This window comes from Aquicoccus sp. SU-CL01552 (genome assembly GCF_040365005.1).
Classification (GTDB): Bacteria; Pseudomonadota; Alphaproteobacteria; order Rhodobacterales; family Rhodobacteraceae; genus Antarcticimicrobium.
The window spans coordinates 20,090-35,393 of the sequence record NZ_BAABWV010000006.1 but is presented as its reverse complement, the minus strand read 5'-3'; the positions used below and the strand labels follow the sequence as shown (position 1 = coordinate 35,393).

13 protein-coding genes are annotated in these 15,304 nt (G+C 61.8%); 7 read left to right on the top strand and 6 right to left on the bottom strand.

Going from position 1 to position 15,304, the window contains the following annotated elements:
• Positions 1-242: 242 nt before the first annotated feature.
• The 4 genes from ABWV23_RS08470 to ABWV23_RS08455 form a co-directional block, all read right to left on the bottom strand.
• Positions 243-590 carry a hypothetical protein gene (locus tag ABWV23_RS08470; RefSeq protein WP_353346942.1) on the bottom strand — a complete coding sequence of 116 codons (348 nt, stop codon included), beginning with the start codon at positions 588-590 and terminating at the stop codon, positions 243-245.
• A gap of 272 nt (positions 591-862) precedes the next feature.
• Positions 863-1,258 (bottom strand): hypothetical protein, encoded by a 396-nt coding sequence (locus ABWV23_RS08465; protein ID WP_353346940.1) that lies wholly within the window; start codon positions 1,256-1,258, stop codon positions 863-865.
• Between the two features lie 607 nt (positions 1,259-1,865).
• On the bottom strand, positions 1,866-5,621 hold the full coding sequence (locus ABWV23_RS08460) for an AAA family ATPase (RefSeq protein ID WP_353346938.1): 3,756 nt from the start codon (positions 5,619-5,621) through the stop codon (positions 1,866-1,868).
• Between the two features lie 17 nt (positions 5,622-5,638).
• On the bottom strand, positions 5,639-7,000 hold the full coding sequence (locus ABWV23_RS08455; protein WP_353346936.1) for a metallophosphoesterase family protein: 1,362 nt from the start codon (positions 6,998-7,000) through the stop codon (positions 5,639-5,641).
• 226 nt (positions 7,001-7,226) lie between these two features.
• On the opposite strand from ABWV23_RS08455, the gene ABWV23_RS08450 reads away from it, so the two are divergent.
• Positions 7,227-9,389: an AAA family ATPase gene (locus ABWV23_RS08450; protein WP_353346934.1), complete on the top strand. Its 2,163-nt coding sequence runs from the start codon at positions 7,227-7,229 to the stop codon at positions 9,387-9,389.
• 251 nt (positions 9,390-9,640) lie between these two features.
• Here the strand turns inward: ABWV23_RS08450 and ABWV23_RS08445 are convergent, their stop codons facing one another.
• Positions 9,641-10,162: a hypothetical protein gene (locus ABWV23_RS08445; protein WP_353346932.1), complete on the bottom strand. Its 522-nt coding sequence runs from the start codon at positions 10,160-10,162 to the stop codon at positions 9,641-9,643.
• A 567-nt stretch (positions 10,163-10,729) separates the two neighbouring features.
• Here ABWV23_RS08445 and ABWV23_RS08440 point away from each other — a divergent pair.
• The 6 genes from ABWV23_RS08440 to ABWV23_RS08415 are packed head-to-tail and all read left to right on the top strand — an operon-like array spanning position 10,730 to position 14,591.
• Positions 10,730-11,563, top strand: a complete 834-nt coding sequence (locus ABWV23_RS08440) for a metal ABC transporter substrate-binding protein (RefSeq protein WP_353346930.1) — start codon at positions 10,730-10,732, stop codon at positions 11,561-11,563.
• The gene (locus ABWV23_RS08435; RefSeq protein ID WP_353346928.1) at positions 11,560-12,060 is read left to right on the top strand and encodes an ATP-binding cassette domain-containing protein; all 501 of its coding nucleotides are present in this window, start codon (positions 11,560-11,562) and stop codon (positions 12,058-12,060) included. The genes ABWV23_RS08440 and ABWV23_RS08435 overlap by 4 nt, the downstream gene beginning before the upstream one ends.
• Positions 12,026-12,286, top strand: coding sequence for a hypothetical protein (locus ABWV23_RS08430; RefSeq protein ID WP_353346926.1), 261 nt, complete (start codon positions 12,026-12,028; stop codon positions 12,284-12,286). Before ABWV23_RS08435 ends, ABWV23_RS08430 begins: the two co-directional genes overlap by 35 nt.
• Entirely contained in the window at positions 12,283-13,149 is an 867-nt protein-coding gene (locus ABWV23_RS08425) for a metal ABC transporter permease (RefSeq protein ID WP_353346924.1), read from the top strand. Before ABWV23_RS08430 ends, ABWV23_RS08425 begins: the two co-directional genes overlap by 4 nt.
• Before the next feature lie 27 nt (positions 13,150-13,176).
• On the top strand, positions 13,177-13,503 hold the full coding sequence (locus ABWV23_RS08420; protein ID WP_353346922.1) for a hypothetical protein: 327 nt from the start codon (positions 13,177-13,179) through the stop codon (positions 13,501-13,503).
• A complete protein-coding gene (locus tag ABWV23_RS08415; protein ID WP_353346920.1) occupies positions 13,500-14,591 on the top strand; it encodes a CobW family GTP-binding protein in 1,092 nt (363 codons plus the stop codon). Before ABWV23_RS08420 ends, ABWV23_RS08415 begins: the two co-directional genes overlap by 4 nt.
• Before the next feature lie 43 nt (positions 14,592-14,634).
• On the opposite strand, the gene ABWV23_RS08410 is transcribed toward ABWV23_RS08415, so the two are convergent.
• Positions 14,635-15,141 (bottom strand): c-type cytochrome, encoded by a 507-nt coding sequence (locus tag ABWV23_RS08410; RefSeq protein ID WP_353346918.1) that lies wholly within the window; start codon positions 15,139-15,141, stop codon positions 14,635-14,637.
• Positions 15,142-15,304: the final 163 nt, after the last annotated feature.

Sequence of the window (15,304 nt, the reverse complement as noted above, 5' to 3'; positions counted from 1 at the left end):
GCAGCCTTGCAGACGGGATCGAATGGCGTCGAATCCATGATCCGGCATCAGTGGCACGCGCCATGCTCGCCGATCCGCCGGGGCTGGCGCAATTCTGGCACCAGGTGGAACGGGAACACGGGAGGACGATGTCCGATACCTGTGTAGGGGCCCGTCCGTTTGCCCGATGCATGAGGGTCGGTGTAGAGCACAAAAAAGCCGCGGTCGGGCTGACCGCGGCTCATGCAAGGATATCGAAGGCTTTATCTGAACGCGGCAAGAAGCTCGCTGATGCGCGCGCCATACCACCTTACGGCGGCATCGACGCAATACCCCTTTCGGATGCTCAGCTCCTGGAAGTCCATGGTGGTCCGGGCCGCAAGGGCGGCGTGGATGGTCTGAAACGCCCCCAAGACAAGGGATACGTTGGGAAGCGCGGAGTCGAACTGGCCGTGCAGGTCGCAGAGCGAGTCGAAGGCGATCTCGTCGGCCAGCAGGCCGAGAAGATCGCAGAGCCCGGCGCCGTGCCGGCGGTAGAAGTCGAGGGCGGTGAAGGCCGCCTCGCAACCCGCATCGGCCTCTTCGGTGACGGGTGTCGTGGTGATGAGCATTTTGGGATCTCCCGACATCCAGCCTGCGGCGGTGGCCGCACGTTTCTCGCTGGTGTCAAATGGGGGGCGGTGCCGGGAGTGCGGGGGGCGTGATTCTGGGTCTGGCAAGCTCCTCTGTCTGTTTCTCTGGTCTGTGTCGTGCTGGCTTGTGCTGGTGATTTCTACATGGGCTCGATCCCGTGCAGACGAAGAAGAAAATCTGATTGCCTGAAAAAAATCTTGAGACCAGGCGTATACCCGCGCCGTTGCATCTGAACGGCGCGGACCAGGCCTCACGCCAGATGGAGGTCTGCCGCACCCCTCAGGTCGGCCTCTTGCAGCACCGCGTTGAGGCCATCTGCGAGAAGGCAGATCTCGGGGACGATCGGGTCGCTGGGGCTAAGCCGATCGAACAAGGCGGTTTCTTCAAAGGGCTCGTCCTGCAAATTTTCGAGAAACAGCAGGTCCCGGAGTTCGACAAGATGCCGGCACAGACGGCGCGTGGCGGGCCCGGGTTGGGCCAGCGCCTCGCGGATCTCGCCGACAAGCCGAGTGCCGCGCTGCCCGGCGATCAGGGCCGCGGCATGGCCGAGCGCCTCGTTGTGGGTTTCCCAGAAAGACCGAAGCGCGATCTCTCCGACGGGCCTGTTGCCGGCTTCGGGGCTGGGGATGATCGTTGCGTGAAACATGTTGCCTCCTGATTGATGAGAAACTTCGGGTTTCGTCCCGAAGGGTCAGGAAGAGATCGGAGGGTCATGTCATCTTCAGCCGCCGGGTTTTGCACATCATGGAGGCGAGCGGAGACTTGCAGAGGAGTGGGAGTGGTTCCTTTCTTCAGTTGGATATGGCTGGTGCGCTGGTGTTCACGACTGACATTGGCCGACTGGCGCGGAGGCGAAACAGATTCATGTTTTTTGTGGGATCAGCACCGAAATGCGCAGCTCACCTGGATATGCTTCGGGATGTCGGCGAGGGGGCTTGAGTGGCCGTTCGCGGCGCAGGGGGCCAAGGGGCGCGATGCGCATGGAGGGGTTTCGCAAAGCCGCGGATGCCTGGCACGTTCAACCGTCGCGACCGGCCCAAACCAGCCACTCGTGACAAAGCTGGTTGCAGCGGCGCGGCTTCCCGAAACTGCCATTCGTCGTGAACGCGGCACGGAGGTGCCCGCCAAGGTCAACAGCACGCAGGGATCGCTCTATGCGGAGGCGTAGCGCTCCGTCGGCGGCGCTGCGGTTCCATCCCCGTTTCGAAACGGGGATTGGATTGGATACGCCATGCCGACCGTGTCACGCGGGATTAAGCCGCGGCGATGACGACCTCGCTCGACCCGTCGCCTTGTGCGAGGATCTGAATCTGAATGGGGATACGGTCCTTCATGGCCTGCACGTGGCTGATCACACCTACGGTGCGGCCTTGCGCCTGAAGCGCCTCCAGCGCGTCGATGGCAAGTTCCAGGCTGTCGGTGTCGAGCGTCCCGAACCCTTCGTCGATGAATAGCGTGCCGGAGATCGTGCCGGCGCCGCCGACCGAGGACAGGGCCAGCGCGAGCGCAAGGGAAACGAGGAAGCGTTCGCCGCCCGAGAGGCTTCTCGTCGAGCGGATCTCGCCGGCCATGTCCTCGTCCACGACGTGGATCGAAAGGTTCCCTTCGCCCAGGGCCAAGCGATAGCGCGGCTTGATCTCCGCAAGGTGATGGTTGGCCTGCTCGACGAGGATCGCGAGCGTCACTTCCTGTGCGATCTGGCTGAACCGGTCACCGCTCGACGAGCCCACAGCGTCGTTCACGGCTGCCCAGGTCTCATGGATTTGCTTGGCTTTCTCGAGTTCCGCGACGATCTCGGCCTGCTTTCGGTGTGCCTCTGCATCGAGCGCGAGTTCAGTCGATAGGGAAGCTTCCTCCTGCGCATGGGTTTCGTCCTGCGCGGAGAACTGCGCCTTGCGCTCTTCGAGCGTCTCGTGAGGTTCTTCAGGGCTGTGGCTCTCGTCGAGCTCCTCGAGATCCCGGGCGCGGGTTTCCGCAGCCTTTTCCGCTTGGATCATGCGTGTCTCAACGTCCCGCAGGATTTCGGCCAGGGCCGCGATGTCGGTGTCCCCATACGAAAGCAGGGATGCCAGTTCTTCGACGGGGATCTCGATCTGGGCGCTGGCCGCGCGCAGCGCATCCGTGGCCTTTCCAAGCCGGGTTCCGGCCGTTTCGAGCGCAGTCTGGGCGGACTGCTTTCGGGCCTCGAGTCCCGACTTCTTCTGCGCCGCCTCGGTGTATTCGCCCGCGATCCGATCGCGTTCCGCGATCGCCGCCCGACGGCTGGCGTTGAACGCAGTCCGGTGGGTGCCCGTCGGCTGGCCGTCGAGGAGCCTTCCGCGATCCCGACGCATTTCTTCGAGCCGCTTCCTGCGGTCGCGCTCCTTTTTCTCCGCATTGCGGAGGGTCTCCCGGGCGGCTTTCTCGGCGGCCTCATCAACCCCGATCTTGGCGCGAAGATCTGCGAGGCGGATCTCTGCATTCCGGATCGTATCGGTATTCGCCATGTGGGTCGCGCGGCGCACTTCGAGCTGTGTCAGCATTTCCGCGCCTGCCGTGCCGAACGCGTCCCAGCTCGGCAGGCCGCGCTCTGCCGGATCGCCGATGCGACTGTCGAGCTCTGCATCGATTCCGCGAAGATCGCTCTCTGCGGTCTCGCGATCCCCGTTCAGCTTTGCCAGGATCTTCTCCTGCGGCGCTATACCGTTGGACACCTGGGCGCGCTCCTCGCGCAGCTCGCCGATCCTGGTCTCCTCAGCTTGGATCTGAATGCGAAGCTCCTCGATCTCGCGCTCGAGGCCGCTCAGGCGATCACGCTCGCCCTCGAGCGCTGCCCTCCACTGCCCCATCCTTTCGCGCAGTGCGACCAGAGAGGCCACGACCGGTGAAACATCGCCGTCGATGACCTGCGGCACATGCTCCGCGACCGGCCCGTCCGCCTCCATGCGCGCCGTCTCCGCGTAGTCGCTGACGAGGCCCGCGATGCGCCCCTCGAGCGCCTCGCGCTCGCCGGTAATGGCCTCGAGGCGCGCTTTCATCTCCTCGATGAAGGCCGTTTTCGTGACTACGATCCCGGAATGCATGTTTCGGTCGCGACGTGCCTGTTCGAGATCCTCCCGCAGACTGCGTGCAAGCTCGGCCGTTAGTTCGTCGTCATGCACGGGGTGGTGCGTCGACTGGCACACGGGACAGGGCTCTCCGTCAACGAGATGCCGGCGCAGGCTGCGGGCCTCGGTCGAGATCGCCGCCTCGGCCATCTCCACGGGCACCTCCAAGGTCCGGATGCGGGTTTCCGCATCTGCATGGGCGGCCTGCGCTATCTTCCGGTCCAGCTCGGCTTGGGCTAAGTCCTCTTCGGCTCTCTTCCTTCCGTCGTCATGCGTCTTCAGTTTCGCGCTTTCTGTGGCATGCGACTGGGCCGTCTGCTGCAGGTTCCGGATGCCGGCCTCGGAGGTTATGAGCCGGGTCAGGCGGCCCGCCGGATCGCGTGCAGCAAGCGCGCTACGCGCTCTTTCCTTTTCGGTGCGAGTCGCCTCGAAACCGGTTTTCTTCGCTCCATGCTCGGAGAGCAGCTTATCGATTTCGAGCAGCCGCTTCTGCTTGCTCTCGATGTCCTTCTCGATGCCCGAGATCCGTGTCGCTGTTTGCACCGCGGTCGCTGCACATTTGATCCGCCGTCCGAGCCGGTCATGTAGCACGTCCCATAGCGTCTCGAATACCTGGCCGGCCGTTTCCGCGTCGATCGTCGCCTGGCGGGTCTCGATAACTTCGAGGATCCGGTCGCGTGTGGCGCGCTTCTCCGCAGCCGCCTGCTCGGCCGTGTTCAGTTGACCCCGGCACGTCTCGACATCAGCTATGGCTCTCTTGTGCTCTTCTTCTTCGGTCGTGATGTTGGCATCGAGACGTTCGGCTTCGGACCAGATCGGACCGAACTCTTTGAACCGGTTCTCGAGCCTGTCAACCTCGGTCTGCGCGTCCGTTCGGGCCTGTCGCAATTGCGCTTCGGCCTCGTTTGCCGTGTTCAGGTGCTCCTTGAGTGAGTCGAGCGCCTCCTGGGCCTGCTTCTGCGTGGCGCGCGCATCGCGCTCCTCGGTGAACTCCGCGCGAATGCTGGCTGCCTTGCGCAACCGTGCGAGGTGAGCACGATCTGCCTCAGCGTGCTGCCAAGCTTTCTGGGCCTGCTCCTTCTCGCCCATTGCTTCGGAGAGCTTCTGTTTCGCCGAATCGAGCTTCGCGTAGTGGTCGAGATCGGCCTGGATCCTCTTGAGAGCCGCCCTCGTATCCTTGCGAAGCGTGGCGAGAATTCCCTGCCGTTCGGCTATCTCTGCCTTCCGCTCCTCTCCCAAGACAGTGTGTTCGCCGAACTTGATCGCGAGGTCTTCCACGGCCCGCTCTGCAGCCTGGGAGCCGGCATAGACGCGGCGAGAGATTTCCCGATAGAGGCCCGTCCCGGTGACCTTTTCGAGGATCGCGGCGCGCTCGCTTGTCCTGGCGCTCAGGAAGCTGTCGAAGTCGCCCTGGGCCAACAGCACGGATCGGCGAAACTCCTCGTAGGTGAGGCCGGTGAGTTCGACTACGCGCTCATTCACGCGACGGAGTTGGTTTTCCAGCACCTGCCCGTCCGATAGGCGCGTGATCGACCTGTCTACGGCCTGAAGGTTACCCGTGGGTCTTCCATAGGCGCGACGCACCGACCAGCTCGCTTCGTAGTCGACGCCGTCCTTGCCACGGAACCGGACAATGGCATGGCCTGCCGCCGCGCCCCGCCGAAGAAGGGTCCGCGGATCGTCGGACTGGATCGCATCGCCGGATGCATCCGGCACCGTGTCCCGGACGCCGGAAGCACCAAGGCGCGGGCAGTTCCCATAGAGCGCGAGACAAATGGCATCGAGTAGGCTCGATTTCCCGGCACCGGTGTTACCGGTGATCGCAAAGAGGCCGCAGCCTGCGAGGTCGCCCTGTTCGAGATCGATCTCGAACGGCTTTGCCAAGCTCGCGATGTTCTCGCCCTTGATCGAGAGAATATCCATGTCCTGGGGCCTGCTGCTCAAGTTTCCTGGTCTACCACTGACTCGCGAAAGACGGCCAGGTGGCGGTCTTCCGGGTCGATTCCGTGCTTCTTTCGGAAAGCCGGGGCAAAGAGGGCCTCGGGCGTCGTCTCTCGAAGGCTCTGGGTGAAAGCGACCGCCTTTCCCGCGGTCGGATTCGCGGCATCCGTCTCTCTGCGCACGCGGATGCCCGCGAGCCTCAGGCCCCGGGCTTTCACGAGGCCCGTGGCCTCGGTCATGATGACAGACGCTGCATCCGTGGCTTTCATTTCAAGATAGATCAAGGGTCTCAGACCGATGGGCGTGTCGGCCTCGAATGGGTTCTTCTCCAATACCTCGTCGAGCTCGTCGTCGAGATCCTCGATGCCTATAGCCGTCGCACTGCTGCCTGTGGCCGGAATGCGGAGGATCGGAACGGGCCGAGGAACGGAGAGATGGCGGTGGCTCAGGGCGCCTTCTGCGAGATCAAGGATCGTTACGCCGTGGTCATATCCGATCTCGGAAGCGGAGAGCGGAAAGCAGGATCCGCTGTATCGCACGCGGTCGCCGGACAAGGTCTGCGGCCGGTGCAGGTGCCCCAAGGCGACATAGGAGATCTCTTGGGGAAAGACGTCGGGCGGCAGGGCGTGGCTGCCGCCGATCATAATCCGACGTTCCGCGCCTTCGCTCTCGAGCCCACCTGCGCAGTGCAGATGCGCAGTCATAACGAGCGGCAGCTTGGAATGCCCGAGCGCGTCCATGCGCGCGACGGCCGACGCGGAAATTTCCTCGAAGAAACGGCGGGCGGCAGCCACGATCGGGCTTTCGGATGAGGACACGGTATCGTCGAAGGAAAGCCCCGGCAGGTCCGACGCCCTCAGAAAGGGCACCGCAAGCACGTAAAGGGCGACCTCTCCATCCGCGCCCCGAACGGCAACGAGGTGGTGATCAAGGTCGATTTCGCCTGGCAGGGTTTGCCCCGTTTCCGCGCAGGGCGTGCCGGCCCTGCGGCGCACTGCGCCGATTACACGAATGTCGTGCACTTTCATAAGGACGGACGGGGCCTCGAGGCGGCGGACCGGATCGTGGTTGCCGCCGCTTACCACGATGCAAATGCCGGGCCGGCGCGCGCGCAGCGCCATAAGGCCTTGATAGAAGAGCGCCTGAATTTCGCCCGACGGGTTCGTGTTGTCATAGATATCGCCTGCGATGAGTACGAGGTCGACCTCTTCCCGATCGACGATGTCGGCGAGCGCGTCAAACCAGGACCTGTGTTCATCCTCCCGATCCCAACCGTTCAAGCTATGCCCGAGGTGAAGATCGGCCGTATGGAGAATGCGCATGTGATCTCCCTCGACACCAAAACTGATGAAATCCACCACAATATATGCGCTGGATGAGATTTTTTAACCCAAAAACCAGCGGGGCGGCCATTGCTGCCACTACATGTAGGGACCCGAAAGGCAGTAGATCTGCTGATTCCCCATGATGCCACTCTCCCAAGAAGGCGCCCTGTATGGGTCTAATCCACACACAGCAGGACCGAACCATTTGCTGATCGCCAAGGCGCGCGCTACAACATCCTCAAAAACAGGGATGGAACTATTCATGCAAGCGCTCAAGCTTGATCTCGAGTATTGCTACGGAATTCGGAAGCTGGAGCACTCCTTCGACTTCAGGAAATGCAACGCCGTAGCTCTATACGCGCCAAACGGCGCCATGAAATCGTCGCTTGCGAGAACTTTCCAAGACATCGCCGACAAGAAAAAGTCGTCTGATCGGATGTTCCCGCACCGTCCTACGAAACGATCGGTGCTCGATGAGAATGACGCCGAACTTGATCCGGAATCTGTGCTAATTATTCGGCCCTACGATGAGGATTTCGGAAGCAGCGAAAAGACCTCCACCCTCCTCGTGAACGCAGCTCTTCGAAAAGAGCATGAGAAACTCAACGAAGGCATCGAGGCTGCGAAGAAAACGCTTCTCTCTGCGCTGAAGGATCAGTCAGGGTCAAAGAAGGACCTCGCCGCCGAGATCTCGTCAACCTTCACCAAGACCCCCGAACAGTTCCTCCTGGCGATCAATCGCGTCGCCGGGGAAGTAGCCGAGCAGTCGGAGGCTCCCTTTGCCGAAATCCCATACGATCTCGTTTTCGACCCAAAGGTCGTCGAGATGCTCCAGAAGGAGCAGGTGCGGGAGGCGCTCGAGGATTACATCAAGCGCTTCAACGAACTGATCGACCAGTCGCAGTATTTCAAGCGCGGGACGTTCACCTACTACAACGCCGGCGTGATCGCGAAAGCCCTCTCTGACAACGGTTTCTTCGATGCGGCACACAGCGTGAGCCTAAACGCCGGAGAGAAGATCGAAATCACGGCGAAAAAGCAGTTGGAGGAGCTGGTCAAGAGCGAGAAAGAGGGCATCACGTCAGATGCCGATCTGCGCAAAAAGTTCGACGCGGTCGAGAAACTTCTTCACAAGAACGCCAATGTCAGGGAGTTCAACTCATTCGTAACTGACCATGAAGATATCCTCCCCGCCTTGGCGAACGTCGCAGACTTCAAGGAGCAGGTCTGGAAGAGCTACTTCGTGAAGCATCGAGACGCCTTCGATCAACTGGTGAAGGAGATTCGTGCCGCGGCGGAAAGGAGAAAGGAGATCGAGGAAGCTGCCCGAAATGAGCGGACGGCATGGCAAGAGGTCATCGAGATCTTCAATGAACGCTTCTTCGTCCCATTCGAGCTCAAGGTGAAGAATTTCGTCTCCATGGTGCTCAACGAGGACAAGATCCCGAAGCTGGGCTTTACTTTTAAGGAAGGAGGTGACCGGAAGGATGTCGAAAGGGACGCGCTACTTGATGTCCTCAGCACCGGAGAGCGCAGAGCGTTCTACATCCTAAACATTATCTTCGAGATTGAGGCGCGGCGGAAGGCGGGGCAGCGAACATTGATCATCGTCGACGACGTTGCGGACTCGTTCGACTACAAGAACAAGTATGCGATCATCCAGTATCTCAAGGACATCGCGGAGGACGATAAATTCCGGCAGGTCATCCTCACCCACAACTTCGATTTCTTCAGGACAATTCAGAGCCGCTTCGTCAACTACAAGTCGTGCTTCATGGTCGCGAGGAAAGAAGGAGGCATCGAGATCAACAAGGCCGTCGGGATCAAGAATATTTTCGTCAACGACTGGAAGGTTCATTTTGGGAGCGAACCGAGAAAGCGGATTGCCTCAATACCTTTCATGAGAAATCTGGTGGAGTTCACGAAGGGCGAAGACGATCCTGATTACGCGACGCTGACCTCTCTGCTCCATATCAAGGATGGCACAGCGGCCATTCAGGACAGAGACCTCTTCGACATCTATCAGAGGATTTTTGGCGCGCCGCCAGCGAATGCTGCTCCCTCGGCGGACACCGTGCTCGACCTGGTCTATCAGGAGGCCGACGGCTGCCTGCAAGACGGCGATGCCGCCAACTTCGAGAACAAAATCGTCCTCTCGGTCGCTACGCGTCTACGTGCAGAGCAGTACATGCTCGGACGTATCAACGACCCCAAGCTGCCGGGTGAGATAACCGGAAATCAGACGACGGAGCTTCTGAAACGCTTCCGCAAGGATTTTCCCAGTGACGCCGCAATCCCGACCATGGATCGAGTGGTCCTCATGACCCCGGAGAATATCCACCTGAACTCCTTCATGTATGAGCCTATCCTCGACATGTCGGACGAGCACCTCCGCAAGATTTACGGCGATGTCAAGGTGCTCTGACAAACAACTCGAGGAAGATTAGATATCGTCCGCCGCCCGATTGCTCGGGACCACATGCGAGTTCCCGGACTGGCCCATAATCTGGCGACGGACAGGCCCAAATTAGATGCGACCAGAACCAACGTCCGCTTCACACCCATGGTATAGGGAATCATGCGCGTGCAGCGAACGCCCGTTTCCCGCCCGATCTGCATATGCCGCGACGGCTGGCTGCCCGAGTGATTTCGATCCGTTTCATGCCGTTTCTTCCCTCAGGCGCAGTCGCCTCTGGCTGTCGCTTCGATTTCCGAAAGCATGATCCGACGGCGTCTGGACATGAAATCATCACCTGCAAGCCGGTCGGCCATTTGTTTTATCTCAGCCATGGCCCATGTGGTTCTGTTAATCTGCCGGCTGGAAGCCATGACGTGGTCGATCACTTCGTCGATATGGAGCGGATTGGCGCCGAAACCGCGACCGTAGAGTGGGTGCGAGATGGCGTGGAGCGCCACCTGGGCTGCGAAGGCGGGATCCCTGTCGGGGAAATCCGGTGCGGCCGGGGTCAGGGTTGCCGAGACCGCCTCGGGATCCGAAGCGCAGTCCAGCGCGATGTCGAGATATCCGGCGGTCTTGGCCGCGGCGAACCATTTCCCCTTGCCGCCATGCCGCGCGATCAGGTCCTCCAGAACCCCGCGAGGATCACGGTTCGGGTATCCGGATCTCTGTCGCCGGTCCAGCACAGTCCGGATCGGAGCAAATCGTCTCGCGAACCGAAACAAGGTAGGTTGCACCATTGCCGAGACATTCCCTGACCACTCGCTTGACGCGCTGCGTGTGCCACAAGGTCTTTGCGGCCTGCATTGGACTGTCGTTTTCAGTTCTGCAATCAGAATGCCTCGCTGCCTATTGTGTTATGTTATTACATAATATATTCAATTTTCAGAGATCATTTTCAGGCATCGCGTGAGCAGGAGATTGGAGAAGATGCAAGCTGGCAAGAAAGCCGTGCCGCGTCAGTTGCCTCATGAACTCTGGGCGTCTGATCTTTCCGGAAGAAGGGACGAGGCCAGCCTGACAATCACCCTTCCCCGAGCTTACCGCGCGATTGCTGCGTCGGAGAAGGATGGGCATCTGCGCCGGTCTAAGACCGTAAAGATGCTCCGATCCCAAGCCGGGATGTTCATTCCCCGCGCCGCACCCGAACCGCGGGGCACCCTTCGCTGCAAGTACGAGGCTCAGCAGCAGTCCAAGGCCAGCCCGGATTGAGAGGCGCCGTATATCGCTCAAAGATACCAGAATGAAAGGCCCGTCCAATGATCTCTCGTAGAGACCTTCTCACCAAAACCGCCGCGGCCGTTACTTTGGCCCTGTCGATGCCCTTGTCTGTTCGGGCCGACGAGACCGCGCCGCTGCGCGTTACGGTTTCCCTCTTGCCGATGCAGGCGATGGTCGAGGCGATCGGGGGGCCGCATGTCACCGCCACGGTCATGGTGCCGCCCAACGTGCATCCCCGCACGTTCGAACCGTCCCCGATGCAGATGGCTGCGCTTGAGTCTTCGGATATCTACATCGCCATGGGCGTCCCGCACGAGCGGAACTGGATGCCGCAGGTCAAGGCCGCGCGGCCGGATATGCCGGTGCTGAATTTCATCGAACACGTCCAAACGCGCACTATCACGGGGCGCAGCGGCGCGAATGCCGGGGGCGAAATGCCCGATCCGCATATCTGGATGGGGCCGAAACAGCTGCGAACCATGGCCGCGGTGCTGCGCGATGCGTTGATTGAGCTCCGGCCCGAAAGTACCGATGATTTCAAGGCCAATACAGCGGCATGGCTTGCCCGACTTGATGCGGCTGACGCCGATGCAAAGGCTCGGCTGGCACCCTACAAAGGCCGTGCCTTCTTGGTTTACCATCCTGCCTTTGGCTATCTCGGCGATGCCTACGGGTTGCGCCAGATGGCGATCGAGGAACAGGGCATGGAACCCGGTCCGCGCAGGATCGCGGCGACGATCGAAGCGGCGCGGGATCAAGAGATCGGGACGATTTTCGTCCAGGGCGGCTATAGCGAGGACGAGGCAAGGACCATCGCCGCCGAGATCGGCGCAGATGTGGTCCCGCTCCCCACTCTGCCCGAAGAGCTGATCGGGAACTTGACCTTTTTGACAACGCTGATCGAGGCTTCGTTCAGATGAGCGTGCTGGAGATAGAAAGACTTGTCGTCCACCGCGGACAGCAGGCGGTGTTGCAGAACGTGACGCTTCGCTTGGAAAGGCCCGGTCTTTACGGGCTGATCGGCCCCAACGGAGGTGGCAAGAGTACGCTTCTGTCGGTGATCTGCGGACTCTTGCCGGCCAGCGCCGGCCGGGTGGAAGTTCTGGAGGAGACGCCGCGCCGGGCGGCGCCGCGCCTTGCGCTGGTGCCGCAGGCTGCCACGTTCGATCGCGCCTTTCCGGTCACCCTGCAGGGGTTGGTCGAGACCGCCTTGCTCGGCCCCCGCCTGTTCTCGCGGCCTATGGCCGGGGCTGGCAAACGTATTGCCGACGCGATGGCCAAGACCGGGATCTCGGATTTGGCCGACCGCCCGCTTTCGGCGCTGTCGGGGGGGGGAGTTGCAGCGCGGTTTGATTGCGCGCGCGCTGGCCGTGGCGCCCGAATTGCTGCTTCTGGACGAACCGACCGCCAGCGTTGATCAGGATCATGCCGACCGGCTGTTCGAGATGCTCTGCGATCTGGGCCAGACGATCCCCGTGCTTGTTGTATCGCATGATCTGGCCCATGTGGCGGCCCATTGCGAGCGGGTGTTCTGCGTCAACCGTCACCTGTGGGAGGCCTCGCAACATGCAACGGCGGCTGACCTGGCTTCCGAGATATTCACCCGCTCGGTGCATTGCGATCGACGTGAGGTGGCAGCATGACCTTGCTCGCTTTTGCCTTCATGCGGTGGGCTATCGCCGCAGGCGCTCTCTCGGCGCTGGCCTGCGGGTTGATCGGCCCATTCGTCAGGGTGCGCCGTCTGGCCTTTCTCGTGGGCGCTGTCGCGCATTCGGCGCTCGCTGGGCTGGGTGCTGCGCAGTATTTCGGTGTCTCACCTGATCTGGGGGCACTTCCGGCGGCGATCCTCTCGGCGCTCCTGATCGGCTGGCTCGACGACCGCGGACGCGGGCAGGGCCAAGGCCATGAGGACGCGCTGATCGGCGCGATCTGGGCCGTCGGCATGGCGATCGGTATCCTCTTCATCTCGCGCACGCCGGGCTACAACGTGCAATTGCTCAGCTATCTTTTCGGCTCGATCCTCACAGCGGGACCGGAACGGCTGTGGCTCATGGGCGCTGGTCTTGCGGTTGTCTCCGGTACGCTGGTGGTACTCTGGCGGCCCATGGTGGCGGTGGCACTCGACCGGGAATTCGCCCAGTTGCGCGGGTTGCCGGTGGCATGGCTCGACCGGTTGCTGCTGGTACTAATCGCCATTGCCGTGGTGCTGCTGATCAAGGTGGTCGGGCTGATCCTCGTGCTTGCGCTGTTGACGCTTCCGGCCGCGGTCGCGGCCCATTGGGCGCGGTCCATGGCGTGGATGGTGGCGGTTGCGACGGTGGCATCCTTAGTTTCGGTTGGAGTCGGCATGGCCGTGGCGATCTGGCTTGACTGGCCCGCAGGTCCGACGATGATCCTTGCTGCGGCCAGCGTGTTTGCCTTTTCGATGCTTGTTCGCTCCGCCCTTGTGCCGCAACGGGTAGCGCATTTGTCTCGGCAGGAGGCCGCTGTCGAAACCTCTGTTTGACACTACACTGACAAGGAGACCCAAGTCATGACATCTACCAATGAAATTGCCCACTCCGTGCACCTTCGCGAGGGACGGGATCACGACCGCTGGCGTCAGGAGCATATGGAGGCGCTCGCAGTCCTGAAGCGCGTGGAGGCCGCGATCTTCACGCATGAGGCCCGAATCCTGGCCCATGATGTTGAGATCGCACGCCACGAGGAACAGATTGCCCATGGCGATGCAAATGCCGACGCGCCTCAGGCAGAGGCGCATGACCGTTTGCTGAAGGCGCATGAGGCAAGTTCGGAGCACCACAAGGGGCTGCTTGACGCGATCCGCGCCCTGGCGGTCCACCTTGAGGGACGCGGGTGACGGATACGCGCCTGCCTATTACCCTGCTGACCGGCTTTCTCGGTGCAGGAAAAACGACGCTTCTCAACGCGGTCCTGTCGGATGCAGCGTCGGGGCGTATTGCCGTCATCGTCAACGAGTTCGGTGAGGCCGGACTGGACCATGACCTGATCGAGCGCAGCAGCGAAGAGATCGTCCTGATGCGGTCGGGCTGCCTGTGCTGCACGGTGCGGGGGGATCTCGCCCGCACCATGATCAGCCTTTCGGCGCGCCGCGACCGGGGGGAACTGGATTTTGACCGGGTGGTGATCGAGACCACCGGTCTTGCCGACCCGGGGCCGATCCTGCAAACCTTGGTCACCGACCCCTACCTTGTCCGTACGGCGCGCATGGACGGGGTCGTCACCGTCGTCGATGCCGCACATGGGCCTGATACGCTGGATGCGCAGTTCGAGGCCGTGTCGCAGGTGGCGATGGCCGATCTGGTCGTGCTGAGCAAGACCGACCTCGTGTCGTCGGCGCAGGTGCAGGCCTTTGAGACGCGCCTTCGGATGATCTCCCCCGGCGCCCGCATTCTTCATGCGATCCGGGGACAGGGGGTGCCGGGGCACATCTGGGGACTGAGCGGTCTTCGTGAGGGGGCCAGCCCAGCCGATGTCCTGATCTGGACCGGCGGCCCCGCCCCGTCGGTTAATCCGCTGGCGAACCTGTCTGGGCTGTCGCGGCCGGTGCCTGCGCCGGTCGAACTTGCGCCGCACGACACCCGTATCAGCACTGCCTCCATCATCCTCGACGACCCGATCCCGGACGTGGTCTTTGATCTCTGGCTCGACACGCTGATCGCGCTGCGTGGCCCGGATATCCTACGCGTGAAGGGCATCGTGTTCCTTGAAGATATCGAGATGCCCTTCGTCTTTCACGGCGTGCAGCAGGTTTTCGACCCGCCGGTGCCCATGCGCGACTGGCCGGGTGGAGATCGCCGCTCGCGGATCGTGGTCATTGCCCGTGACATCTCCCGGCCCGAGCTCCAACGCAGCCTCGACATGCTGCGCGAACGCATGCCAGACAAGGGGCGGGAGCCTGCCCAGAAAGAGGAAGGCATGGGCTGAACGCATCCGTCAGGTGGCTGATCTTGCCGGATTGTCGGCGCGGTCAGAAATCCGATGGGTAGAGCAGCGCCCGAAATGCGGCGTTCTGCGCGGCATAGAGGGCGTTGACGGCGTCCTGTTCGACGCGGATATGCACCGGCCATGTCGATTTTATGTAGGACAGAACGTCGATGATCTGGTGATCGCTGAGATCGTCGCCAAACTGCGGCATCCCCGAGGCGTCGAGCGTTCGGCACAGGTCCGCGACTTCGCCGGACTTGGTGAGTTGAAACAGTGCGTAATCCGGATGCTGCCAAGTGTGGCCGCCAGCATCATGGGGAGGGGCCGTTCGCTCCTGCGGGGGCGGAGCACTTCCTGAGGCACCACCGTCGAGTGGACCATGGCAGGTGGAACACGCACGCGTGTAAACCACATGCCCGCGGGCCACCGTCGCCGCATCATTCCAGGCCAGAAGCTGCGGATCCGGTCGATCCGGCCAGAGCAGCAAACCCGCGGTGCCGATCACGCCGAGGCCGATCACACCTGCAATTGCCAAGGTCTGTTTGTGCATGTCAACCTGTCCACGTTAAGGGGGATTTTACTGCGACAGGCCATCCGGGACAATGACCCAACCGCGCGAATCAACCGGGACAGGGGGTCGGTGATGAACCCGTGGGCATTTCCCGATCAGCCGGCTGACCCGTTTTCCCGGCGCCGGAAGCACAAAGAGATGC